This window comes from Mesorhizobium sp. ES1-3, from assembly GCF_020164795.1.
Lineage (GTDB): Bacteria > Pseudomonadota > Alphaproteobacteria > Rhizobiales > Rhizobiaceae > Mesorhizobium.
This window is the reverse complement of sequence record NZ_JAIUGW010000013.1, coordinates 116084-138097: the sequence shown is the minus strand read 5'-3', so window position 1 is coordinate 138097 and position 22014 is coordinate 116084. Positions and strand designations below refer to the sequence as shown.

The 22014-nt window shown below is 63.9% G+C and carries 22 protein-coding genes and 1 riboswitch; of the genes, 14 read left to right on the top strand and 8 right to left on the bottom strand.

The features are described from left to right. Window positions 1–2: 2 nt before the first annotated feature. A complete protein-coding gene (locus tag LB536_RS18940) occupies window positions 3–1172 on the bottom strand; it encodes an aromatic ring-hydroxylating oxygenase subunit alpha (protein WP_224595392.1) in 1170 nt (389 codons plus the stop codon). Between the two features lie 143 nt (window positions 1173–1315). Further along, a riboswitch (cobalamin riboswitch) is annotated at window positions 1316–1515 on the top strand. Window positions 1516–1550: 35 nt separating this feature from the next. On the opposite strand from LB536_RS18940, the gene LB536_RS18935 reads away from it, so the two are divergent. The 5 genes from LB536_RS18935 to LB536_RS18915 are packed head-to-tail and all read left to right on the top strand — an operon-like array spanning window position 1551 to window position 4007. After that, window positions 1551–1730 (top strand): CbtB domain-containing protein, encoded by a 180-nt coding sequence (locus LB536_RS18935; RefSeq protein WP_015317373.1) that lies wholly within the window; start codon window positions 1551–1553, stop codon window positions 1728–1730. 15 nt (window positions 1731–1745) lie between these two features. Then, window positions 1746–2543 carry a CbtA family protein gene (locus LB536_RS18930; RefSeq protein WP_224595390.1) on the top strand — a complete coding sequence of 266 codons (798 nt, stop codon included), beginning with the start codon at window positions 1746–1748 and terminating at the stop codon, window positions 2541–2543. Further along, the gene (gene cobU, locus LB536_RS18925; RefSeq protein WP_224595388.1) at window positions 2536–3051 is read left to right on the top strand and encodes a bifunctional adenosylcobinamide kinase/adenosylcobinamide-phosphate guanylyltransferase; all 516 of its coding nucleotides are present in this window, start codon (window positions 2536–2538) and stop codon (window positions 3049–3051) included. The genes LB536_RS18930 and cobU overlap by 8 nt, the downstream gene beginning before the upstream one ends. Window position 3052: 1 nt before the next feature. Further along, window positions 3053–3667: a cob(I)yrinic acid a,c-diamide adenosyltransferase gene (gene cobO / locus LB536_RS18920; RefSeq protein ID WP_224595385.1), complete on the top strand. Its 615-nt coding sequence runs from the start codon at window positions 3053–3055 to the stop codon at window positions 3665–3667. 25 nt (window positions 3668–3692) lie between these two features. Continuing rightward, the gene (locus LB536_RS18915; protein WP_140812384.1) at window positions 3693–4007 is read left to right on the top strand and encodes a hypothetical protein; all 315 of its coding nucleotides are present in this window, start codon (window positions 3693–3695) and stop codon (window positions 4005–4007) included. A gap of 25 nt (window positions 4008–4032) precedes the next feature. On the opposite strand, the gene cbiB is transcribed toward LB536_RS18915, so the two are convergent. Beyond that, window positions 4033–5004 (bottom strand): adenosylcobinamide-phosphate synthase CbiB, encoded by a 972-nt coding sequence (cbiB, locus tag LB536_RS18910; protein WP_224595381.1) that lies wholly within the window; start codon window positions 5002–5004, stop codon window positions 4033–4035. On the opposite strand from cbiB, the gene cobD reads away from it, so the two are divergent. Both cobD and LB536_RS18900 read left to right on the top strand, forming a co-directional pair. Beyond that, window positions 5003–6049 carry a threonine-phosphate decarboxylase CobD gene (gene cobD / locus LB536_RS18905; protein ID WP_224595379.1) on the top strand — a complete coding sequence of 349 codons (1047 nt, stop codon included), beginning with the start codon at window positions 5003–5005 and terminating at the stop codon, window positions 6047–6049. The genes cbiB and cobD overlap by 2 nt on opposite strands. Continuing rightward, window positions 6046–6555, top strand: a complete 510-nt coding sequence (locus tag LB536_RS18900; protein WP_140758208.1) for a tyrosine phosphatase family protein — start codon at window positions 6046–6048, stop codon at window positions 6553–6555. The genes cobD and LB536_RS18900 overlap by 4 nt, the downstream gene beginning before the upstream one ends. Here the strand turns inward: LB536_RS18900 and LB536_RS18895 are convergent, their stop codons facing one another. Beyond that, complete coding sequence (locus LB536_RS18895; protein WP_140758209.1) at window positions 6556–7359, bottom strand: creatininase family protein; 804 nt, start codon at window positions 7357–7359, stop codon at window positions 6556–6558. A gap of 56 nt (window positions 7360–7415) precedes the next feature. Continuing rightward, window positions 7416–7799, bottom strand: a complete 384-nt coding sequence (locus tag LB536_RS18890) for a RidA family protein (RefSeq protein WP_140758210.1) — start codon at window positions 7797–7799, stop codon at window positions 7416–7418. 267 nt (window positions 7800–8066) lie between these two features. On the opposite strand from LB536_RS18890, the gene LB536_RS18885 reads away from it, so the two are divergent. The 7 genes from LB536_RS18885 (at window position 8067) to LB536_RS18855 (ending at window position 14829) form a co-directional block, all read left to right on the top strand. Next, the gene (locus LB536_RS18885) at window positions 8067–9071 is read left to right on the top strand and encodes an ABC transporter substrate-binding protein (RefSeq protein ID WP_140758211.1); all 1005 of its coding nucleotides are present in this window, start codon (window positions 8067–8069) and stop codon (window positions 9069–9071) included. Between the two features lie 11 nt (window positions 9072–9082). Continuing rightward, window positions 9083–9907, top strand: coding sequence for an ABC transporter ATP-binding protein (locus LB536_RS18880; RefSeq protein ID WP_140812387.1), 825 nt, complete (start codon window positions 9083–9085; stop codon window positions 9905–9907). Then, window positions 9894–10742 (top strand): ABC transporter permease, encoded by an 849-nt coding sequence (locus tag LB536_RS18875; RefSeq protein WP_140812388.1) that lies wholly within the window; start codon window positions 9894–9896, stop codon window positions 10740–10742. The genes LB536_RS18880 and LB536_RS18875 overlap by 14 nt, the downstream gene beginning before the upstream one ends. Window positions 10743–10746: 4 nt before the next feature. Next, window positions 10747–12045, top strand: a complete 1299-nt coding sequence (locus LB536_RS18870) for a cytosine deaminase (protein WP_224595376.1) — start codon at window positions 10747–10749, stop codon at window positions 12043–12045. 2 nt (window positions 12046–12047) lie between these two features. Continuing rightward, window positions 12048–13451, top strand: coding sequence for an FAD-binding oxidoreductase (locus tag LB536_RS18865; protein WP_224595437.1), 1404 nt, complete (start codon window positions 12048–12050; stop codon window positions 13449–13451). Window positions 13452–13660: 209 nt separating this feature from the next. Beyond that, window positions 13661–14242, top strand: a complete 582-nt coding sequence (locus tag LB536_RS18860; protein ID WP_224595374.1) for an NAD(P)H-dependent oxidoreductase — start codon at window positions 13661–13663, stop codon at window positions 14240–14242. Beyond that, window positions 14242–14829, top strand: coding sequence for an NAD(P)H-dependent oxidoreductase (locus tag LB536_RS18855; protein ID WP_224595372.1), 588 nt, complete (start codon window positions 14242–14244; stop codon window positions 14827–14829). The genes LB536_RS18860 and LB536_RS18855 overlap by 1 nt, the downstream gene beginning before the upstream one ends. Window positions 14830–14983: 154 nt before the next feature. On the opposite strand, the gene LB536_RS18850 is transcribed toward LB536_RS18855, so the two are convergent. Genes LB536_RS18850 through LB536_RS18835 form a run of 4 tightly spaced genes read right to left on the bottom strand, consistent with a single transcriptional unit; the run spans window position 14984 to window position 21960 of the window. Beyond that, window positions 14984–17434: an FAD-dependent oxidoreductase gene (locus tag LB536_RS18850; protein WP_224595370.1), complete on the bottom strand. Its 2451-nt coding sequence runs from the start codon at window positions 17432–17434 to the stop codon at window positions 14984–14986. Then, window positions 17431–18612, bottom strand: a complete 1182-nt coding sequence (locus LB536_RS18845; RefSeq protein WP_224595367.1) for a pyridoxal phosphate-dependent aminotransferase — start codon at window positions 18610–18612, stop codon at window positions 17431–17433. The genes LB536_RS18850 and LB536_RS18845 overlap by 4 nt, the downstream gene beginning before the upstream one ends. Further along, a complete protein-coding gene (locus tag LB536_RS18840) occupies window positions 18605–19510 on the bottom strand; it encodes a homocysteine S-methyltransferase family protein (RefSeq protein WP_224595365.1) in 906 nt (301 codons plus the stop codon). Before LB536_RS18840 ends, LB536_RS18845 begins: the two co-directional genes overlap by 8 nt. Next, window positions 19507–21960 (bottom strand): FAD-dependent oxidoreductase, encoded by a 2454-nt coding sequence (locus LB536_RS18835; RefSeq protein WP_224595362.1) that lies wholly within the window; start codon window positions 21958–21960, stop codon window positions 19507–19509. Before LB536_RS18835 ends, LB536_RS18840 begins: the two co-directional genes overlap by 4 nt. Between the last annotated feature and the right edge of the window lie 54 nt (window positions 21961–22014).

The window sequence follows — 22014 nt, the reverse complement described above, 5'->3', positions numbered from 1 at the left end:
AATCAGAGCGAAAGCGCCGTATGGCGCTCGCGCACCCAATTGTGGAAACGATGCAAGTCGTACTCCTCGGGCATCAGCACGCCGGCTTGATGGCGCATCGAGCGCAGGCCCTTCTGGTTGACCTCGCAGATGGCGGCATCCTCCTCCAGCACCTGTGTGCCGAAGGCGACGATGTTGTCGATGTCGGTCTCGGCGAGCGCCTCGGGCGCGAACAGCCATTCGGCGGTCAATTCGGTCTGCTCCGGGCCGAGCGGCACCAGCCGCACGGTCCTGACATAGTCGACATGGCCGACGATGAACATCGAGGGCAGGCTGGTGACGTAGGTCTGGCCAGCGGTTCGTTCCGCCTGCGTCAAGCCCGGGAAGACCGGCCCGTGCGTCCGCCCGTCACGCGACCATGTTTCAGCCCCGGCGCGCAGGCCGCCCGAAAACTCCGGCGCATCATTGGCGGCATGGCGCGCCCATTCGGGATCGTCGTGCCGGCTCATCAGACCGCCGCCATAGATCGGCACAAGCCGCGACAGGTCCTTGTGAACGCCCGGGCAGTGCAGGCATTCGTTGAAGTTTTCCCAAAAAATCTTCCAGTTGCAGTTCATCACCTTGCGCAGCACATGGCCCGACACCAGCTTGTCCAGCGGCCAGTTGCCGAGGTCGCCGGAGGCCGGGTCGAAGGATGACTGCGCCGAGCCGGCGGCATCTTCAGCAAGATTGGCGAAGACGAAGCCCCGCCACACCGAGAGTGCGACGCGATAAAGCGGATAATCGGCCTTGTCGAAGCCATCAGGCAGCGACTTCGATGGCACGCGCACAAGGTCGCCGTGCAGCGAATAGGACCAGGCATGATACGGGCAGGTGATCAGCCGCGCCTTCAGCCGTCCTTCGCTTTCCTGGCAAAGCTGCGAGCCGCGATGCCGGCACGTGTTGTGGAAGGCACGCAACGCGCCAGTCTCGTCGCGCAACACAAGAATTTCCTGCGTACCGACGCGGAAGGTGCGGAATGCCAAAGGCTGGGCAAGGTCGGCCTCGCGGCAGACGAGCAGCCAATTTCTGTACCAGATGGCGTCGAGATCACGCTGATAGTTCTCCTGATGCCAATAGGCCGATGAGGGCAGCGACGGCTCGGTTCGGGTCAGGCCGTTATAGGGCTCGCGCTCGCTGGCATCGGGCTGCATGGCTGGCTTCCTGTGAGGGTTGCCAGCCGACACCCGGCCATGGAGTTTGTCAAACAGGACAGGATGGGAGCGGCTTTGCCGATGCGACGCTCCTGCGCTGGCGGCTGTCGGAATTTGGTTTGCCGCGCGCGGCGAATTTCCCTATAGTCACCAGCGTCGTCGGTTCCTTTTTGGAGCCAAGAGGGAATGCGGTGCGGACAGGAATTCCTGTCCAATGCCGTGGCTGCCCCCGCAACTGTGTGCGGTAGTCCTCTCCATATGCCACTGAAGGTTTTCCTTCGGGAAGGTGGGGAAGGGCGCTTATCCGCGAGCCAGGAGACCTGCCGGCGACAGGAAACTGACTTCGATGCCCTCGGGTGGAGGGCGAAAGGACAAGACATGACTACCGCTTCCGTCTCCCTCGGCGCCTCCGTCTCCTCGCAGTCGCGCTTCATGCAGCTCGCGCTCGCGGCGCTGCTCGGCATTTTTGTCGTCGGCTTTGTCGGTTTCTCGCATATCGATGCGGTCCACAATGCCGCCCACGACTATCGCCACTCGATGGCGTTTCCCTGCCACTGACGAGGGTCTGACATCATGAATCTGTTTCGCAACGTCGTGTTCGTCGCGGCGATCGCGGGGCTCGTGGCCGGTGTCGTTCTCGCCTGCATGCAGGCCTATGCGACAGTGCCGCTGATCCTCAAGGCGGAGGTTTACGAAAAGGCCGGCGGCGGCCATCACCACGACCATGGCGCGGCACCCGATACCAGCGCCGTAAGCACGGTCGCGCCCGCTGGGAATGCGATGAGTTCTGCCGCGCCAGCAGCCGTCGAAGCCAAGGCGCCGGCGGAGGAAGACGAAGGCTGGGCGCCGGCCGACGGCTTCGAGCGTTTCGCCTTCAGCGTGGTTGCCAATATCGTCACCGGCATCGGCTTCGCGCTGGTCCTGGTCGCGGTTTCCGAGTTTGCCGGCGGCGTCGGCAACTGGCGCCAGGGTGTATTCTGGGGGCTGGCCGGCTTTGCCGTGTTCACGCTGGCGCCAGGCCTCGGCCTGCAGCCGGAACTGCCGGCAATGCCGGCGGCCGATCTGCTTTCGCGTCAGATCTGGTGGACGGCGACGGCGACGGCTACCGCTATCGGCCTTGGCCTGATCGTGTTTCGCAGATCGCTGCCTTTGACCATCCTCGCCGTCTTGCTGATCGTTGCCCCGCACATCGTCGGCGCGCCGCAGCCCGACAGTTTCGAAACACCGATCCCGGAAGGCCTGCACCATCAGTTCGTGGTGGCGGTGACGGTGACCAATCTGATGTTCTGGCTGGTGCTCGGCGCCGTCGTCGGCGTGGTGCGCAGGCGCTTCACCGGCACGGCGACCAGCCTGCGCGACAGCTTTGCCTGATCGCGGCAAGCTGACCTTCATCATCGGTGGCGCGCGCTCCGGCAAGAGCGCGCACGCCGAAACCCTGGTGGCGGCATTGCCCTCGCCATGGGCCTATATCGCCACGGCGCAAGCCTATGACGACGAGATGCGCGAGCGCATCGCGTTGCACCGCTCGCGGCGCGGCGAAGGGTGGTCGACCATCGATGCGCCACTCGACCTTGCCGAAGCGCTGGAAGCCTTGCCGGATGATCAGCCGGTGCTTGTCGACTGCCTGACGCTGTGGCTGACCAATCACATGCTGGCCGACCACGACGTGGACGCGGCGTGCCGACGGCTGGCGGACGTGCTGTCGCGGCCGCGCGGACCATGGATCGTGGTATCGAACGAGGTCGGGCAAGGTATCGTGCCCGATAATGCGCTGGCGCGGCGTTTTCGCGACGACGCCGGCCGGCTCAACCAGCGGGTCGCCGCGGTCGCCGACACGGTGCTGCTGATGGTGGCGGGGCTACCGCTCAAGGTGAAGTGAAATGACTGATATCGACGACAAGGATGAAGAACGCCATCGCGCCAAAATGGCCAAGCGCAAGGCGGTGCAGGACGCCGAGGTTGCTGGCAAGACGATCGAGAAGGGGTTGCTGATCGTCAACACCGGTCCCGGCAAGGGCAAGACCACGGCCGCCTTCGGGCTGGCGCTTAGAATGCTCGGCTACGGCAAGCGCGTCGGCGTCGTCCAGTTCATCAAGGGCAAATGGCACACCGGCGAGAAGGACGCTTTCGCCGCCTTTGGCGACCGGGTCGTCTGGCACGCCATGGGCGAGGGTTTCACCTGGGAGACGCAGGATTTGAAGCGCGACATCGCGGCCGCCGAGGCTGCCTGGGCCAAAGCGCGGGAATTGATCGACGATCCCTCCATCAGCCTTGTCGTGCTCGACGAACTCAACATCGCGCTGCGCTACGATTATCTCGATCTCGACAAGGTGGTAGCGGCGCTGAAGGGCCGGCGCGAGGGCCTGCATGTCGTCGTTACCGGCCGCAACGCCAAGCCACCGCTGATCGGGGCCGCCGATCTGGTCACCGAGATGGGCGTGACCAAGCATCATTTCTCGGCGGGCGTGAAAGCTCAGCAGGGGATCGAGTTCTGATTGTTCACCAACCGGAGGCTGTTCATTGGAGCAAGCAGTAATCGTCTATCTTCTTCTCAGCGATGGTCAGTTCGGAACGCCACAGGAACGAGAAACCATTATCGCTCTTGAGCAGAGACTGGAGCAAGCTGTCGGGAACGCATCCGCAGGCGAGTTTGATGGCGATGAATTTGGTGGGGGCAAATGTGTCCTCTACATGTATGGACCGGATGCCGAACGACTTTTTGCTGTCATCGAACCCGTGCTCAAATCTTCTCCTGCAGCTACCGGTGGCTATGCGATCAAAAGGTTCGGGAAGGCAGCAAATCCAAATGCAAAAGAGGCCCGTGTTAGCTGGTGAGGCAGTTCGCAACCGCTCCGGACGATCACACTACAAAAACAACGACCGAGACCAGCCCAAACAGGCCAATCAGCAGATAATCGGCGACTCGATAGAGGGTTAGCGCCCGCCTTATGTCGAGGCTGTCGGCTTCGCGCCGGCCGCCTTCGCCCATGAAAATGTCGTCCACCACCACGCCGCCATAGCTGCGTGGCCCGGCGAGCGCCAGGCCAAGCGCGCCGGCCATCGCTGCTTCCGGCCAGCCGGCATTGGGCGAGCGGTGTTTTTTCGCGTCTCGCCGTACCGCCTGCCAGGCATTGCTGGGGTCGGTGCCCTTAACCAGGAAAGCCGCCAGCACGATCAGCAGCGCCGTCAGCCGTGATGCCGGCAGGTTGATCCAATCGTCGAAGCGCGCCGCCGCCCAGCCGAAGGCCTCGTGGCGTGGGGTGCGGTGGCCGATCATCGAATCGGCGGTGTTGGCCGCCTTGTAGGCGGCGCCGCCGGCCAGCCCGCCGACGCCGATCCAGAAGGCTGGGGCGACGATGCCATCGGAAAAATTCTCCGCCAGGCTTTCGATCGCGGCACGGCAGACGCCGGCGCGATCCAGCGTTTCGGGATCACGGCCGACGATCCGCGAGACGGCGGCTCGGCCTATGTCGAGGCCTCCACTGTCGAGCGCGTCGGCGACGGCTTCGACATGTTCATAGAGGCTCTTCTGCGACAGAAGCGATGTCGCCAGAAGGACGGCAATGATCCACCCCAAGGGGACGAACCAGAGTAGAACAAGCTGCACGCAAAGACCTGTTACCGCCGGCACCAGCACAATGACCAAAAGCGCCTGGACACCACGTTGACGACGCAGTGCGTCGGGATCAGTGGCGCGGTTGAGGCTTAAGTCGAGAAAGGATATCAGCCTGCCGAACCACGTCACCGGATGGCCGATGGCGCGAAACAGCCAGTCGGGATAACCGAGGGCGAATTCGACAACCAATGACAGGAAAGCGATCAGGACTGACATGAAGCTTCTTGAAGGAGCGGTGGACCATGGTGGAAGTCTTGGCCGGGCAAGGGCGCTTTTCCCCAGTGCCGTGCTGCCTTTCGTCGACCTCTCGACCGGTATCAATCCGCACTCCTACCCGCTTTTCGACCTGCCCGCCACCTCCCTGTGGCGATTGCCGGAGGCCGCGCGTGAGCGCGAACTGATAGAGATCGCGGCCAAGACATATGGCGCGCCTTCCGCAGGAAACGTCGTGGCGGCGCCCGGTACGCAGATCCTGCTGCCGAGGGTGACTTCGCTGGTGAAGCCTGGCAAGGCATTGGTGCTGGGGCCGACCTATGCCGAACACGCCCGGGCGGCCGCGATTGCCGGGCACGAGGTGGTCGAGGTCCGTGACTTCGCGGCGCTGGCCGAAGCCGACCTCGCCATCATCGTCAATCCGAACAATCCGGATGGGCGCATCATCGAGCGTGACCGGCTGCTGGCGCTGGCTGCCGGACTTCGCGCCAAGGGCGGGCTGCTGGTCGTCGACGAGGCGTTCATGGATGTCGGCCCACGCGAGCACAGTCTCGCCGCCTACGTCGGCCAAGGTGGCATCATCGTACTGCGTTCCTTCGGCAAGTTCTTTGGTCTGGCCGGTCTACGGCTTGGGTTCGCGCTTGCCGATGCGCCGACGGCTGAACGGCTGAACATGCAGTTCGGGCCGTGGGCCGTCGCCGGACCGGCACTGGAATACGGCATCCGCGCGCTCGCCGATCTCGACTGGCAGGATGCGATGCGGACGTCGCTGGCGGATGCCGCGGCGCGGCTCGATGCGCTGTTCGGTCGTTTCGGCATTCGCGTCGCGGGCGGCACCACATTGTTCCGCTATCTCAGCCTGCCCGATGCCGCCGGCCTGTTTTCCGCGCTTGGCGAGAGCGGCATCTTGCTCCGGCATTTCTCCGACCGGCCGCATGTCCTGCGCACCGGTCTGCCGGGGAGTGAGCAGGAATGGCGCAGGCTTGAATCCGCTCTTGCGGACTGGGCGTCGCGGCGCGAGGATCGGTCGAAAGGTTCGAAACAATGATCCATGTCTGCTCGCTGGCGAAGATCGAGGAAACCGTGGCCAGGACCGGCGCCGACCGCATGCTGTCGCTGCTTGCGGCCGGCACCGAGGTGGTGCGTCCGGCTTCGATCCCCAGGGAAAACCACCTGCATCTGGTCATGCATGACATCGCGGTGGCGCAGGAGGGCATGACCATGCCGGGCGAGGAGCATGTGCGCAACCTGCTCGATTTCGCGCGCCGCTGGGACCGGGTGAAGCCCATGGTCGTGCATTGCTATGCCGGCATCAGCCGCTCGACCGCTTCGGCCTATATTATCGCCGCAGCTTTGGCGCCGAAACGCGACGAGGTGGAACTGGCGCAGACGTTGCGCGCGCTGTCGCCTTCGGCGACGCCCAATCCGCGGCTGATCGCGGCGGCGGACACGCTGCTCGACCGCAATGGCCGCATGATCGAGGCGATCGAGGCGATCGGGCGCGGCGCCGACGCCTTCGAAGGCACGCCCTTCGCCCTCAAGATCGACGGCTAGCTACTTCAGCCACTCGGCGAGCTTTGCCTTGCGCACGTCCCGCACCAGGCCGATGAAGCCGTCGGCCTGATATTCCGCGGTCAATCGGCCTTTCTCTGCCGTTGCAATGCTGGCATCACCGACCACGCCGTTCGGGTTGAGATCGCTGGCGATCCAGGCAAAGGCATGCGTGCCGGTCTGGCGCAGCAGCGCGAATTCCTTCTCGGCGTCCGCGACGTTGGAAACGAAATTGTCGGCCTTGCCCATGTCGACGAGATCCGGCCGGAAATGCAGCATCAGCGAAGTCTCGACGTCGCCGCCATGGATGCCGTGACGGTCCTCGAGCTCGGTGTACATGCCGGCCGGGCGGCCAAAGCGCTGCCAGCTGGTCTTCACCGCCAGCATCTTTTCGCGCACGCGCAGTTCGCGCGTGACGATGCCCATGATCTCTTCATTGCCGCCATGCGAATTGACGACGATGAGCTTGCGCACGCCGGCGCGCGCGATCGACAGGCCAAGCTCGGTCCACGCCTCGATCAGCGTCGTTGCCGGCAGGGTCAGTGTGCCCGGCGCGTGCAGATGCTCGTTCGACTTGCCCACCGCCTGGACCGGCAGGATGCGGATGTCGAGGTCCTCGGGCAGGCGTGAAATCACCGTGTCGAGCATGCCGTTCATGATCGAGGTGTCGGTCGAGACGGGCAGATGCGGCCCATGCTGCTCGATCGCCGCGACCGGCAGCACGGCTATCGTCGCCTCGGGATCCATCGAGGCATACTCGGTTGTCCGGTAGTCGCCCCACCAGACGCGTCTTTTTGCTACGGTCATGTCACGCCTCTTCAAATGATCAGGGCAGACCTAGCGCGGTGCGGCCGGCCTGTCGATCACCCGGCCGCGATGGCTTCGACCTCGACCTTGAATTCGGGCCGGGCAAAGCCGGAAACGATCATCAGCGTCGAGGCCGGCGCCGGGCTCGAAAACAGCCGGTCGCGAACCTCCATATAGGGCCGCAGATGCGCACGGTCGGTGACGTAGGCATTGATGCGCACGATGTCGCCAAGTCCCAGCCCGGCCTCGCCCAGGATCGCCGCGATGTTCCTGAAGCAGAGTTCTGCCTGCGCACCGGCGTCTTCCGGGATCTGGTCGTCCGCCGTGATGGCAACCTGGCCGGAGCACAGCACCAGCCGCTTGCCGGCCGGCACCTCGACGCCGTGGCTGTAACGGGCAAAGGGCGGCTTGATCGACTTCGGGGCGAGGAACTTGAACATGGCAATCTCCTGGATATCGTCAGCCTAAGGCCGGATGCATTGCACCATCAAGATGGCAGTGCATGTCGCCGGTGCGATTGTGGACAGGCGTTCAAAAAATAGGCACGATGCCCTTCGGTGCAGCACGACCTTTCCGGCTTTCGCAGATGGCTGTGGTGCAGGCGGGCGGGTCCTGGCGAGCGACGCCGGTGGCATGTGTCTTGCTTCTTGAATCTTTGGTGTCAAGCACGGCGCGCAGCGCGCCGGTGCAAAATAAGGGCGGTGTCAATGTACGTGAAACAGAAGATTTCGGTCGCGGTGGTGGCGCTCCTTGCGGGCAGCACTCTGGGTGCGGCGGCGAATGAAAAAGTCACCTTCGGCACCAACTGGCTCGCCGAGCCGGAACATGGCGGCTATTACCAGGCCGTGGCGGATGGCACCTATGCCGCCTGTGGTCTCGACGTCACCATCATGCAGGGCGGCCCGCAGGTCAGCGGCCGGCCGATGCTCCTGGCCGGCAAGATCGATTTCTACATGGGCGGCAATTTGCTGTCGGCCTTCGATGCCGTCCAGCAGGGCATTCCGATGCGTGTCGTGGCCGCCGACTTCCAGAAGGATCCGCAGGTCATCATGTCCCACCCCGGTGAGGGGCTGGACAAATGGGAAGACCTGAAGAATGCCGACCAGTACATTCTGGGCGATGAAGGTGCGCAGACCTTCTTCCAGTGGATGGTCATCGAACTCGGCTTCGACGCGTCAAAGCGCGTGCCCTATACCTACAACACCGCTCCTTTCATCGCCAACAAGAAGTCGATCCAGCAGGGCTACGTCACTTCGGAGCCATTCGCGGTCAAGAAGGAAGGCGGCTTCGTGCCGAACCAGTTCCTGCTCGCCGACTACGGTTGGGACACCTATTCGACCACGATCGAGGTGATGCAGGACACGATCGACAAGAAGCCCGAGGTGGTCCAGTGCTTCGTCGATGGCTCGGCCAAGGGCTGGTACAAGTACCTCTACGGCGACAACAAGGCCGCCAACGACATGATCAAGAAAGACAATCCTGACATGAGCGACGAGCAGATCGCCTTCTCGATCGAGCAGATGAAGAAGTTCGGCCTTGCCGATTCCGGCGACACAGAGAAACTCGGCATCGGCGCCATGACCGATGCGCGGATCAAGAGTTTCTACGACAAGATGGTCAAGGCCAAGGTCACGCCTGCAGGCATCGACATCACTAAAGCCTACACGCTGGCCTTCATCAACAAGGGTGTCGGGCTCGAGCTGAAGAAATAGGCCGGCCCGGCATGATGCGGGAACAGGTGGCGAAAACGCCCGCCTCGGACATGGCTCCGACCTTGCTGGCGCTGCGTGGCGTCGGCAAGGTCTTTTCCAATGGCGTGACGGCGCTCAGCGATGTCGACCTGACGATCCGGGAAGGGGATTTCCTCAGCTTGCTCGGGCCGTCGGGCTGCGGCAAGTCGACGGCGCTGCGGCTGATTGCCGGCCTGTCGACGCCGACATCGGGTGGGCTCGACTGGCGCGGCGGCGGTTCGCTCGACCGCGCCAATATCGGCTTTGTTTTCCAGGAGCCGACGCTGCTGCCCTGGGCCAGCGTCTTCGACAATGTCTGGCTGCCGCTCAGGCTGAAAGGCATTTCCCGCGCCAAGGCCGCCCCGGCGATCACGGAGATGCTGGCGCGGGTGCACCTGACCGGCTTCGAGGACGCCGTGCCGCGCGAGCTGTCCGGCGGCATGAAGATGCGTGTCTCGATCGCGCGGGCCATGGTGACCAAGCCGCGCGTGCTGTTGATGGACGAGCCGTTCGCGGCGCTCGACGAGATCACCCGCTTCAAGCTCAACAACGATCTGCTGGAACTGTGGCAGGATGAGCGCTTCACCGTCGTCTTCGTCACCCACAGTGTGTTCGAAAGCGTCTTTCTGTCCAACCGCGTCGTCGTCATGGCGGCGCGGCCGGGCAGGGTGTTCGACGAACTCGCCATCGAGGCCTCCTATCCGCGCGACGAGGCTTTCCGCACCTCGCCGGATTATGCGGCCCTCTGCCGGCAAGCCTCGGATGTGCTGGTCAATGCCATCAATTCAACAGCGGGCTCGCATCATGACGGTCATTGACGGCACGTTGAAACTCGACCCCGAGGAAGCGCGCCGCGTGCGCCAGGAACGGCTCGAGCGGATCGGCCGCTGGGTGCTGCCGCTGGCGATCATGATCCTGGCGATCTGGCTGTGGGACCGTATCTGCGTGTGGAACGGGATTCCGCAGTACATCCTGCCGCGACCCGGCGTCGTGCTGACAACGCTCTACAACGATGCCGGCCTGCTGTTTTCCGCACTGCTGGTCACCTTGCGCATCACCTTCCTCAGTCTGCTGCTCGCGGTTGTCGGCGGGGTCGGGCTGGCGGTCTTGTTCGCCCAGTCGAAGTGGGTGGAGATGTCGTTCTTCCCGTTCGCCATCGTGCTGCAGGTAACGCCGATCGTGGCGATCTTTCCGCTGATCAACATCTATGTCGACAATCAGACGACCAAGCTTCTGCTCTGCGCCTGGATCGTCGCCTTCTTCCCGATCCTGTCCAACACCACGCTTGGCCTCAACTCGGTCGACCGCAATCTGCGCGACCTATTCAAGCTCAACGGCGCGACGCGCTGGCAGCAGCTGCGCTATCTCAGGCTGCCGGCGGCGATGCCGTATTTTCTCGGTGGGCTGAAGATCGCCGGCGGCCTGTCGCTGATCGGCGCCGTGGTCGCCGAGTTCGTCGCCGGCACCACCGGCCAGTCCTCGGGGCTGGCGTCGCGCATCATCGAGGCCGGCTACCGGCTGAATGCGCCCAGGCTGTTCGCGGCGCTGTTTTTGATTTCGCTTACCGGCATCCTGATCTTCCTCGTGCTGTCGCTGATTTCGCATCTCATTCTGCGGCGCTGGCACGAGAGCGCGCTGAAGCAGGAGCGCTAGTGCCTTGATACCAACCTCCGGTCCTTACCACCTAACCAACATCCGGCTTCATGCGTCGCTGACGCCGGGTCGTGCTGCGACCTTCGACAGCGATGGTTTCGCCCTTGCCGACATCACCGTCGCCGACGGCAAGATTTCCAGCATCGCCACGCACGCCGCATCGAAGGTACCGGCCGGCGCCATAGACCTTGGCGGCCGTATCGTGCTGCCGTGTTTCGTCGACTGCCACACGCATATCGACAAGGGCCATATCTGGCCGCGAAAGCCCAATCCCGACGGTACGTTCATGGGCGCGCTGAATGCCACCGGCGCCGACCGCGTGGCGCGCTGGAGCGCCGAGGACGTCGCACGCCGCATGGACTTCTCGCTGCGCTCGGCCTACGCGCATGGCACCAGGGCGCTCAGGACTCATATCGACAGCGTCGCGCCGCAGGAGGAAATCTCCTGGCCGGTGTTCGAGACGATGCGCGAGGCATGGCGCGGCCGCATCGAATTGCAGGGCGCCTGCCTGCTCGGCATCGAGGGCGTGCGCGACAAGAAATGGTTCGACAGGCTGGCGAAGAGGGTGGCCGCCGCCAAGGGCGTGCTGGGCGTGGTCACCTATATGGTGCCGGACCTGGAAGAGCTGCTCGACCACGTCTTCGCGCAGGCCATCAAGCACGGACTCGACCTCGATTTTCACGCCGACGAGACCGACGATGTCGCTGCGATCTCGCTGAAGAAGATCGCCGAGGCAGCCCTGTGGAACGGATTCGAGGGAAAAATCCTCGTCGGCCATTGCTGCTCGCTGGCACGGCAGCCCGATCTCGAGGTGCTGGACACGCTGGACAAGGTGGCGAAAGCCGGGTTGGCAATCGTGTCGCTTCCGATGTGCAATCTCTATTTGCAGGACCGTCGTGCAGACCACACCACGCCGCGCTGGCGTGGCGTGACGCTGCTGCACGAGATGAAGGCGAGGGGCATTCCAGTGGCCGTCGCTTCCGACAACACGCGCGACCCGTTCTACGCCTATGGCGATCTCGACATGCTGGAGGTCTACCGCATGGCGACACGCATCCTGCATTTCGACCACCCGGTCGCCGACTGGCCGCAGGCGGTCACCGCAACGCCGGCCAAGGTGATGCGGCTCGATGGTTTCGGCACGCTCGCCGCCGGAGGCGATGCCGACTTCGTGCTGTTCAAAGGTCGAAGCTGGACGGAATTGCTGTCGCGGCCCGAATCGGATCGCATCGTCGTGCGTGCCGGACACGCGATCGACCGGCAGTTGCCCGACTATGCCGAACTCGACGAGCTGATGGTGTAATGATGGATGTTTCGGCGCTCAAACGCGATCTGGACGGGATAAAACTCGACGACAATCCAGCCATCGTCCAGCAGAAGAGCCGTGACTTCTACTGGTACAGCCCGGTGCTGAAACGGCAGCTCGACCACGTCACCGGCGACCTCATCGTGACGCCGAAGACCGAGGCCGAACTGATCCGCGTGCTTGCCGCCTGTCATCGCCATGGCGTGCCGGTGACGCCGCGCGGCAGCGGCACCGGCAATTACGGCCAGGCGATGCCGCTGTCGGGCGGGGTGGTGCTGAACCTTGCCGAGATGAACGAGATCAAGTCAATCGCCCCGGGCCGCGTGGTGACTGGTCCGGGCGCGGTGCTGGCCGACATCGATAAGGCGACACGGGCGCATTCCGGACAGGAACTGCGGCTGTCGCCCTCGACCTACAACACCGCCTCGATCGGCGGCTTCATCGCCGGCGGCTCTGGCGGCGTCGGCTCGATCAATTTCGGCGGATTGCGTGATTTCGGCAATGTGCTGCGGCTGCGCGTGGTGACGATGGAGGCCGAGCCGAAAACGCTCGAACTCACCGGCGAAGACCTGCACAAGGTGACCCATGCCTATGGCACCAACGGCATTATCTCGGAAGTCGAGATGCCGCTGACGGCAGCCTATGAGTGGATCGACGTCATCGTCGGCTTCGACGCCTTCATGGATGCGGCCCGCTATGGTAACGCGCTGGCCTGCCAGGACGGCATCCTGACCAAGCTGATCACGCCGATCGCAGCGCCCGTGCCGCAGCTCTACTTCAAGCGGCACCAGAAATTCTTCCGGGAAGGGCAAAGCATATGCGTCGTCATGGTGGCGCAGCATGGGCTGGACGCGTTCCTTGCCTTTACGCGACGCGCCGGGGGCGAAGTGATCTTCAACGCCGCTCTTGCTGCGCCGGAAGAGAAAAAGGGCCTGCCGCCGGCCTATGAACTGGCATGGAACCATACCACGCTCAGGGCGCTGCGGGTCGATCCCGCCATCACCTACCTGCAGTCGCTCTATCCCTTTCCCAACCAGCTGGCGCTGGTCGAGAAAATGGATGCGATGTTTCCCGGCGAAGTGTTTTCGCATCTCGAATTCGTGCGGCTGGACGGCAACATCACCTGCTTCGGCCTGCCGCTGGTCAAGTTCACCACCGAGGCGCGGCTCGACGAGATCATCCGCCTGCATGAGGAAAATGGCTGCCCGATCTTCAACCCACACCGCTACACGCTGGAAGAGGGCGGTATGAAGCAGACCGACGCGGTGCAACTGGCCTTCAAGCGCGAGACCGACCCGCAAGGCCTGCTCAACCCCGGCAAGATGATCGCCTGGGAAAACCCGGACTACGATTATCGTTCCGGCCGGACCTTTCTGTTCAAGGGGCTGCAGAGGGCAAGCTGATCCATGAAGCGTTGGCGCCAAGCCACCCCCCTCTGGCCTGCCGGCCATCTCCCCCTCAAGGGGGGAGATTGGATGTCGCTTGGGCTTTCGCCAATTACCAACGCCGAAACGGATTGGGGACGTCGAACCTGCCAATCTCCCCCCTTGAGGGGGAGATGCCCGCCAGGGCAGAGGGGGGCGCCTCACGCTGACTTGCGGGATGTCCTTCCATGAACATCCTCGTCCTCTACGCCCATCCGGTCGAGACCAGCTTCAATGCCGGCCTGCACCGGATGATCGTCGAGCGGCTGACGACGGCGGGCCATACGGTCGATGACTGCGACCTCTATACCGAGGACTTCGACCCGCGGCTGACGCGGGCCGAGCGGCTCGGCTATCACGACCAGCGTGGAGCAGGCGATGCGGTTACCGGCTACATTCAGAGGCTACAGGCAGCTGAGGCTCTGGTGCTGTCGTTTCCGGTGTGGAACTACGGCTATCCGGCGATCCTGAAAGGGTTTTTCGACCGCGTCTTCCTGCCGGGCGTCTCGTTCAAGCTGGTCGACGGCAAGGTGCAGCCGTCGTTGCACAACATACAAAAAGTCGCGGCGGTCACCACCTATGGCGGCAGCCGGTTCCGCGCCATGCTCATGGGCGACCCGCCGCGCAAGCTGATCAAGCGCATGCTGCGCGCCACGGTAAAGCCGGGCGCACCGGTAACTTACCTCGCGCATTACGCGATGAACCTGTCGACCGACGAAACCCGGAAGACCTTCACGGCGAAGGTCGCGGCCAGCATGGATGCATTCTGATGCGTGCGCTTGTCGTCTATTGCCATCCGGTGCCGGAGAGCTTTTGCGCCGCGATCCGCGACACCGCCGTGGATGTGCTGACGCGACGAGGCTGGGACGTGCGGCTGCTCGATCTCTATGCCGAAAAATTCAACCCGGTGATGAGCTGCGAGGAGCGGCGCAGCTATAACAATCAGGCACCGCAGGATCCGGCGCTGAAGCCGCATTTCGAACTGCTCAACTGGGCCGAGGCGATCCTGTTCGTCTATCCGACCTGGTGGTATGGGCTGCCGGCGATGCTGAAAGGCTGGCTCGACCGGGTGTGGGCGACCGACATCGCCTTCAAGCTCCCAGTGGGCAAGGGCGGGATCAGGTCGCTGATGACGCATGTCACCAAGGTCGGCGTCATCACCACCTGTGGTGCGCCGACCTGGTGGAGCGTCGTCGTCGGCCAACCCGGCCGCAAAACCTTGCTGCGCGGCATGCGGGCGCTGTGCGCCAGACGCTGCAAGACTTTCTTCCTGGCGCATTATTTGATGGACGCTTCGACGCCGGCGACGAGGGCGGCGTTCCTGGTGAAGGTGCGGGCGAAGCTGGAGCGGTTTTGAGCGGCGAAATTAGCGTCCTTCTCCCCGTTCTACGGGGAGAAGGTGCCGGCAGGCAGATGAGGGGCAGCGCTAGCCTTGCCAACCTCGGCGCCGCCCCTCATCCGGCCCTTCGGGCCACCTTCTCCCCGTAGAACGGGGAGAAGGGTAAGAGGCGCTACATCTTCGTCCGTTCCGCCTTTGGATCATACATCGGCTTCAGCGATGCCTCAGCCGCAAACCGCTCGCCGGCGATCTCGATCTCATAGGATGAAGCGAGCACATCTGCCTCGCTCTCGCCCTGGCAAGGCACATAGCCCAGCCCGATCGCTCCGCCGAGATGATGACCATAGTTGCCCGAAGTGACCGGACCGACGATCTTGCCATCGCGCAGGATCGCCTCGTTGTGGAAGAGCAACGGCTGCGGGTCCTTCAGGCGGAACTGGACCAGACGGCGGTTCAATCCGGCCTCTTTCTTCCGCAGCACGGCATCGCGGCCGATGAAATCGCCCTTGGCCGTCTTCACGGCGAAGCCGAGGCCCGCCTCCAGCACGTTGTCTTCATCGGTGACGTCGTGGCCGAAATGGCGGAAGGCCTTTTCGATGCGGCAGGAATCCAGCGTGTGCAGCCCGCAGAGTTTCAGGCCGACATCCGCGCCGGCCTCGTCGATCGCCTCGAAGACATGCGCCGCCTGTTCGGTCGAAACATAAAGCTCCCAGCCGAGTTCGCCGACATAGGTGACGCGGTGGGCGCGGGCGAGGCCCATGCCGATTTCGATCTCCTGGAAGGTGCCGAACGGATTGTTCTCGTTGGAGAAGTCGTTGGGGCTGACCTTCCGGATCAGTTTGCGCGCATCCGGCCCCATCAGGCAGAGCACGCTTTCAGAGGCGGTTACGTCCGTGATGACGACGAACTGCTCGCCGACGTGCCGGCGCAGCCAGGCGAGGTCGCGCTGCAGCGTGGCGCCCGGCACGACGAGGAAATAGGCCGTATCCGAAAGCCGCGACACGGTGAGGTCGCTCTCGATGCCGCCGCGCTGGTTGAGCATTTGCGTGTAGATGATCTTGCCCGGCGCCACGTCCATATCGTTGGCGCAGAGCCTTTGCAGGAAGGCGCAGGCGTCGCGGCCCTCGACACGGATCTTGCCGAACGAAGTCATGTCGAAAAGGCCGACCTTGTTGCGGACGGCCAGATGTTCTTCACGCTGGTTGTCGAACCAGTTCTGCCGCTTCCAGGAATAGCGATATTCGCGCGCCTGGCCTTCGCGCGCGAACCAGTTGGCGCGCTCCCAGCCGGCGACCTCGCCGAACACGGCGCCGCGCGCCTTCAGATGCTCATGCAGGGGCGAGCGGCGCACGCCACGCGACGTCGCCATCTGCCGGTAAGGAAAATGGTCGGCATAGAGCAGGCCGAGCGTTTCGGAAACGCGCTCCTTGAGATAGCGGCGGTTCTTCTGGAACGGCTGGGTGCGGCGGATGTCCACCTCCCAGAGGTCGAACGGCGCTTCGCCATCGTTGATCCACTGCGCCAGCGCCATGCCGGCGCCGCCGGACGAGACGATGCCGATCGAATTGTAGCCGGTCGCCATCCAGTAGCCGCGCAGTTCCGGTGCCTCGCCGAGATAGTAGCGGTCGTCGGGGGTGAAGCTTTCAGGGCCGTTGAAGAAAGTGTGGATGCCGGCGGTGGCCAGCATCGGCATGCGGTTGACGCCCATTTCGAGGATCGGCTCGAAATGGTCCATATCCTCCGGCAACTGGTCGAAGCAGAAATCCTCGCGGATGCCGTCCATACCCCATGGTTTGGCCACCGGTTCGAAGGCACCGAGCATCATCTTGCCGGCGTCTTCCTTGTAGTAGGCACACTCGTCCGGCACGCGCAGCACCGGCAGGCGGCCGAGGTCAGGGATCGGCTCGGTGACGAGATAAAAATGCTCGCAGGCGTGCAGCGGGATGTTGACGCCGTTCCGGGCGCCGAGGTCGCGCGCCCACATGCCGGCGCAGTTGATGACGATGTCGGTCTCGATCGTGCCTTGGTCTTCGCCTTGCGCCCAGGACACGCCGGCGACGCGGCCATTTTTCGTATGGACCTTGGTGACCTTCACATTCTCGGCGATTGTAGCGCCGCGCTGGCGCGCACCCTTGGCCAATGCCATGGCGATGTTGGCCGGGTCGCACTGGCCGTCGAGCGGCAGATGCACGGCGCCGACCACGTCGGAGACGTTGAGATGCGGGTACATCTCTTTGACTTCGTTGGGAGAAATCTCGCGCACGTCGACGTCGAAGGCGCGGGCGAGCGACGCTTGCCGGTAGATCTCGTGCTTGCGCTCCTCGGTCAGCGCCACGGTGATCGAGCCGACCTGGCGCATGCCGGTGCCGACCTCGGTCTCGGCTTCCAGCTTGACGTAGAGATCGGCCGAGTATTTCGCCAGCCTTGTCATGTTCTGCGAACCGCGCAACTGTCCGATCAGCCCGGCGGCGTGCCACGTCGTGCCCGAGGTCAGCTGTTTGCGTTCCAAAAGCACGATGTCGGTCCAGCCGAGCTTGGCCAGGTGGTAGGCGACCGAGCAGCCGGAGACGCCGCCGCCAATGATGACGGCCCGCGCTTTGGTGGGAATGGTCCTGGCGGTCATGCGGCCTCGCGGCGATAGCTGGAAACAAAACGGCGCAGCCGGGCGGCTGCTTCCCGCAGTACCGGCTCGGGCTGGCACAGGCTGATGCGGATATGGCCGGCCGCGGCTTCGCCGAAACTCGAGCCGGGCATGACGCCGACCTTCTCCTTGTCGAGGAAGGCGAAGGCGAATTTCTCGTCATCGGGTTCGATATCAGATATGTCGAGCATGACATACATGCCGCCTTCGGAACCGCGCACGGTGACATCGTTCATGCCGCGTACCGCATCGAGCAGGACGGTGCGGCGTGCCGCATAGCGTTCGGCGATGTCCTTCACGCCGTAGTGCTCTTCCAGTGCCTCGGCGCAAGCGATCGAGATGAAGGCCGGCAGGCCGTAGGTCGTGACCAGGTTGAGGTTGATCAGCAGTGTGATCATTTTCTCCGGACCGGTCAGCCAGCCCATGCGCCAGCCGGTCATGCCATGGCTCTTGGACATGGAATTGATAACCAGCGTGCGCTCGGCCATGCCGGGCAGCGAGCGAGGTGAGACATGCTCGCCGCCGCCCAGCGTCCAGTAGACCTCGTCGGACAGCAGCCAGAGATCGTGCTCGCGGCAGATTTCGGCCAGCTGTTCCAGCCGCTCGCGCGAATAGACAGCGCCGGTCGGGTTGTTCGGCGTGTTGATCAATATTGCGCGCGTGTTGGGCTTGAGTGCCGCGCGGATCATGTCGGTGCGGGGTTGGAACCCATCCTCGGCCGGTGTCTCGACCACGGTGAAACTGGCACCCGCCGCACTGAAGGTGTTGGGATAGGTGGCATAGTAGGGGGCGACGACGATGGCGTGGTCGCCCGGGTCGAGAACAGCCTGCACGGCCGCGTAGAGTGCGGCCTGGCCGCCCGATGTGGCGATGACCTCTTCCGGCATCGTCTCGACGCCGGTGCAGGCGCTGGAGGCCGCCGCCATCGCCTTGCGCAGGCGCGGCAGGCCGGGGAGCGGCGTGTAGTGATGGTTGCTGCCGCGAACCGCTACCACGCAAGCTTCGATCGTTTCCGACGGCGTGTCGAAATCATGGTCGCCGGCCGACAGCATGATGATGTCCTCGCCGGCTTCCTTGCGGTTCCAGGCGGCGAAATGAACCTCCCAGCCGTCCTTGCCCGATGGCACGATGCCGATGATGCGCGATGATGGTTTAGGCATGTGAGACTCCCGAGATGGCGTAGCCGTCCTGTTGCAGCCGGTCGCGCAAGGCGGCGATATGGGCAGGACCGACCTCGCAGCAACCGCCGACGATGTCCGCACCGGCTTCGACCCAGCCGACAGCCTGGTCGGCGTAGGCATCCGGACCGAGGTCATGGCGGGCATCCAGTACATCCACCGTGCCGCCATGCTTGAGCGCTTCGGTGGAGGTGAAGCCATTGGCATAGGCGCCGATCGGGCCGCCCAACTCGATCAGCTCCGGCAAGGCCGCCGCGATCGCTTCCGGGCGGCAGCAGTTGAGCAGCCGCGCCGCCACCGGCAGATCTCCGAGCGCCTCCGCCGCCGAAGCAATCGTCTCGCCACTGCGCAAGCGCGGCGTGCCGTGATCTGCCAGCGTCCATGACACCCAGACAGGCTTGCCGCTTTCCGATGCGGCGGTGACCGCCGCGCGTGCCTCTTCGGCCGACGCCATGGTCTCGCACAGGAACAGGTCGACGCCATCAGCCTGCTCGGCGACGATACGGCGGTAGATGTCGAGCGTGTCCTGGTAGGAGATGGTCAACGCCGGCGCGTAGCTGCCGAAAAGCGGTGACAGGCAGCCGGCGATCGCCGCCTCACCGGCTTCGTCGCGCGCTTGCCTGGCGAGGTCGATGCCACGCTTCTGCAATGGCTTGAACAGGTCTTCGGCACCTTCGCGCGCCAGCCGTTCGGGCGTCGCCGAATAGGTGTTTATGGTGATGACGCGGGCGCCGGCGCGGATGAATTCGGCATGCAAGCCGCGCACGAGGTCCGGTTCGTCGATCAGCACCCTGGCCGACCACAGCGGCGTCGGCTCGGACTTGCTGCGCCGCACCAACTCCTGGCCCATGCCACCATCGGTGAGGATAACCGGCTTCATGCGCGCAGCCTTTCGTTCCTGGGATCCCACAAGGGCTGGTCCTGCTGCACGACCGCCTTGAAGCGGTCGCCGAAAATCTCGACCTCGATGGCGGTGCCGGGTTCGGTCAAATCGGCGCGCAGCATGCCGAGCGCGATCGACTTGTCGACGCGATGGCCCCAGCCCCCCGATGTCGTCTCGCCGACGATCTGGCCATCATGCCAGAGCGTCGACATGTAAGGCGCGTCGCAATCGCTGGGATTTTCGACGACCAGCGTGACGAAGCGCTTCTTCACGCCTTGCTGTTTTTCATTCTGGAGCGCCGCCTTGCCGCGGAAATCGGGCTTTTCCCATTTGACGAAGCGCTCCAGCCCGCCCTGCAGGATCGAGTAGTCCGTCGACAGGTCGCCCTTCCAGGTGCGGTAGCCTTTTTCCAGGCGCATCGAATCCAGCGCGTACATGCCGAACGGCTTCAGCCCATGATTCTGCCCGGCGGCGCAGATCGCATCGAAGATCGCCGCGGTGTCGTCGACCCTGGTGTGGATCTCCCAGCCAAGCTCGCCGGCAAAGGAGACGCGGACCAGCTTGGCCCAGCGGCCGGCGATCCTGGTTTCCTGATGCGTCAGCCATGGCAAGGTCAGGTCGGCCTCACAGACATCGGCAAGGATTTTGCGCGAATTGGGACCGGCCAGGATCTGCGTGGAGAATTCCTCCGTCCGGTCGATCAGCTTGAACGCGGCATCCCCAGGCATGTGCGATTTCAGCCATTCGAAGTCATGCCACTGCGCCACCGCCGCGGTGATCAGCGTCATGGACTCTTCGCCATGGCGTACCACCGACATTTCGGTGACGATGCGGCCCTTGTCGTCGGAGAAATAGACGAGGCCGATGCGGCCCGGCTTCGGCACCAGGCCGGTCACTTGCCGGCTCAACCATTCGGCGGCACCTGGACCCTCGAGGTTGAAGCGCGAGAAGCCGGGCAGGTCGAGGATGCCGGCGGCGTCGCGGACCGCCAGGCACTCTTCGCGGACGCGTTGCTGCCAGGGCCCTTCGCGGCGGAAGGTCAGCGTCGCTTCCTCGGAGACGTCGTCGCCGTCCTGCGCGTACCAGGTGGCGCGTTCCCAGCCATTATAGGCATCGAAGCGGGCGCCGAACGCCTTGATGCGATCGTGGATCGGCGACAGTTTCCTGTCACGTCCTTCCGGCCAGGTGTGACGCGGGAACTGGATGGCGTATTCATTGCCATAGATTTCCATGCCCTTGGCCACGCAATAATCCGGTGCTGAGGCGAAAGAGGTAAAGCGGCGCGGATCGCACGACCACATGTCCCATTCGGTCTGGCCTTGCGTCACCCATTCGGCCAGCACCTTGCCGGCGCCGCCGCCCTGGGCGATGCCGAAGGTGAAGACGCAAGCCTCGAAGGCATTGGGAACGCCCGGCATCGGCCCGATCAGCGGATTGCCGTCCGGCGTATAAGGGATCGGGCCGTTGATGACCTTGGACAGGCCGGCGGTGCCCAGGATCGGGACGCGGGCGACCGCATCCGCCAGATAATGCTCCAGCCGGTCGAGATCGTCGGGGAAGAGCTGGAAGGAAAAGTCGTCCGGCATGGGATCGTCGTGGGTGGCCCAGTGCGCGCGGCAATTGCGCTCATAGGGGCCAAGATTCATGCCGGCCTTTTCCTGGCGCAAATAGTATGAGGTGTCGACGTCGCGCAGCAGCGGTAGTTTCTTGCCCTGTTCCTTCGACCATGCGGCGAGTTCGGGGATCTCCTCGAACAATATGTATTGATGGCTCATCACCATCATCGGCACTTCGCGCCCGAACATCCTGCCGACTTCGGCGGCACGATAGCCGGCCGCATTGACGACGATCTCGCAGCGGATCTCGCCTTGCGCCGTAACGACCACCCACTCGTCCTTCTCACGGCGCACGCCGGTGACGGGGCAGAAGCGGATGATTTTCGCGCCCATGTCGCGCGCGCCCTTGGCCAGCGCCTGCGTCAACTGCGCCGGGTCGATGTCGCCGTCGCTCGGATCGTAGAGCGCGCCCTTCAACTCATGCGTTTCAAGGAAGGGGTAGCGGCGCTTGATCTCGTCGAGCCCGACCACGTCTATGTCCATGCCCTGGTAGCGGCCCATGCCCTTGGCGCGCTGGAATTCCTGCATGCGCTCGTTGGTGTGGGCGAGCCTGAGCGAGCCGGTGACATGGTAGTTCATGGGATAATCGACCGCGTCGGCGAGGCCACGATAGAGCTCGGTCGAATAGCGCTGCATGTTCATCAGCGACCAGGAGGAGGAGAAGGTCGGCACATTGCCGGCGGCATGCCAAGTCGAGCCCGAGGTCAGCTCGTTCTTTTCCAGAAGAACGCAGTCGGTCCAGCCGGCCTTGGCCAGATGATAGAGCGAAGAGGTGCCGACAACGCCACCTCCGATGATCACCACGCGCGCCGTGCTCGGCAAACCCGCCATGTTCTTCTCCCAATCTTCGAGCGCGTCGCGCTTCTATCTTTGTTTGATGCACGT

Bases quoted from the DNA above. Each gene is read 5' to 3' on its own strand.
- LB536_RS18930 (WP_224595390.1), top strand. From the start codon at position 1,746: ATGAATCTGTTTCGCAACGTCGTGTTCGTCGCGGCGATCGCGGGGCTC.
- LB536_RS18940 (WP_224595392.1), bottom strand. From the start codon at position 1,172: ATGCAGCCCGATGCCAGCGAGCGCGAGCCCTATAACGGCCTGACCCGA.
- LB536_RS18845 (WP_224595367.1), bottom strand. From the start codon at position 18,612: ATGCCTAAACCATCATCGCGCATCATCGGCATCGTGCCATCGGGCAAG.
- LB536_RS18900 (WP_140758208.1), top strand. From the start codon at position 6,046: ATGATCCATGTCTGCTCGCTGGCGAAGATCGAGGAAACCGTGGCCAGG.
- LB536_RS18895 (WP_140758209.1), bottom strand. From the start codon at position 7,359: ATGACCGTAGCAAAAAGACGCGTCTGGTGGGGCGACTACCGGACAACC.
- LB536_RS18835 (WP_224595362.1), bottom strand. From the start codon at position 21,960: ATGGCGGGTTTGCCGAGCACGGCGCGCGTGGTGATCATCGGAGGTGGC.
- cbiB (WP_224595381.1), bottom strand. From the start codon at position 5,004: ATGTCAGTCCTGATCGCTTTCCTGTCATTGGTTGTCGAATTCGCCCTC.
- LB536_RS18850 (WP_224595370.1), bottom strand. From the start codon at position 17,434: ATGACCGCCAGGACCATTCCCACCAAAGCGCGGGCCGTCATCATTGGC.
- LB536_RS18890 (WP_140758210.1), bottom strand. From the start codon at position 7,799: ATGTTCAAGTTCCTCGCCCCGAAGTCGATCAAGCCGCCCTTTGCCCGT.
- LB536_RS18855 (WP_224595372.1), top strand. From the start codon at position 14,242: ATGCGTGCGCTTGTCGTCTATTGCCATCCGGTGCCGGAGAGCTTTTGC.
- LB536_RS18875 (WP_140812388.1), top strand. From the start codon at position 9,894: ATGACGGTCATTGACGGCACGTTGAAACTCGACCCCGAGGAAGCGCGC.
- LB536_RS18860 (WP_224595374.1), top strand. From the start codon at position 13,661: ATGAACATCCTCGTCCTCTACGCCCATCCGGTCGAGACCAGCTTCAAT.
- LB536_RS18840 (WP_224595365.1), bottom strand. From the start codon at position 19,510: ATGAAGCCGGTTATCCTCACCGATGGTGGCATGGGCCAGGAGTTGGTG.
- cobD (WP_224595379.1), top strand. From the start codon at position 5,003: ATGAAGCTTCTTGAAGGAGCGGTGGACCATGGTGGAAGTCTTGGCCGG.
- LB536_RS18865 (WP_224595437.1), top strand. From the start codon at position 12,048: ATGGATGTTTCGGCGCTCAAACGCGATCTGGACGGGATAAAACTCGAC.
- LB536_RS18880 (WP_140812387.1), top strand. From the start codon at position 9,083: ATGATGCGGGAACAGGTGGCGAAAACGCCCGCCTCGGACATGGCTCCG.
- cobO (WP_224595385.1), top strand. From the start codon at position 3,053: ATGACTGATATCGACGACAAGGATGAAGAACGCCATCGCGCCAAAATG.
- LB536_RS18885 (WP_140758211.1), top strand. From the start codon at position 8,067: ATGTACGTGAAACAGAAGATTTCGGTCGCGGTGGTGGCGCTCCTTGCG.
- LB536_RS18935 (WP_015317373.1), top strand. From the start codon at position 1,551: ATGACTACCGCTTCCGTCTCCCTCGGCGCCTCCGTCTCCTCGCAGTCG.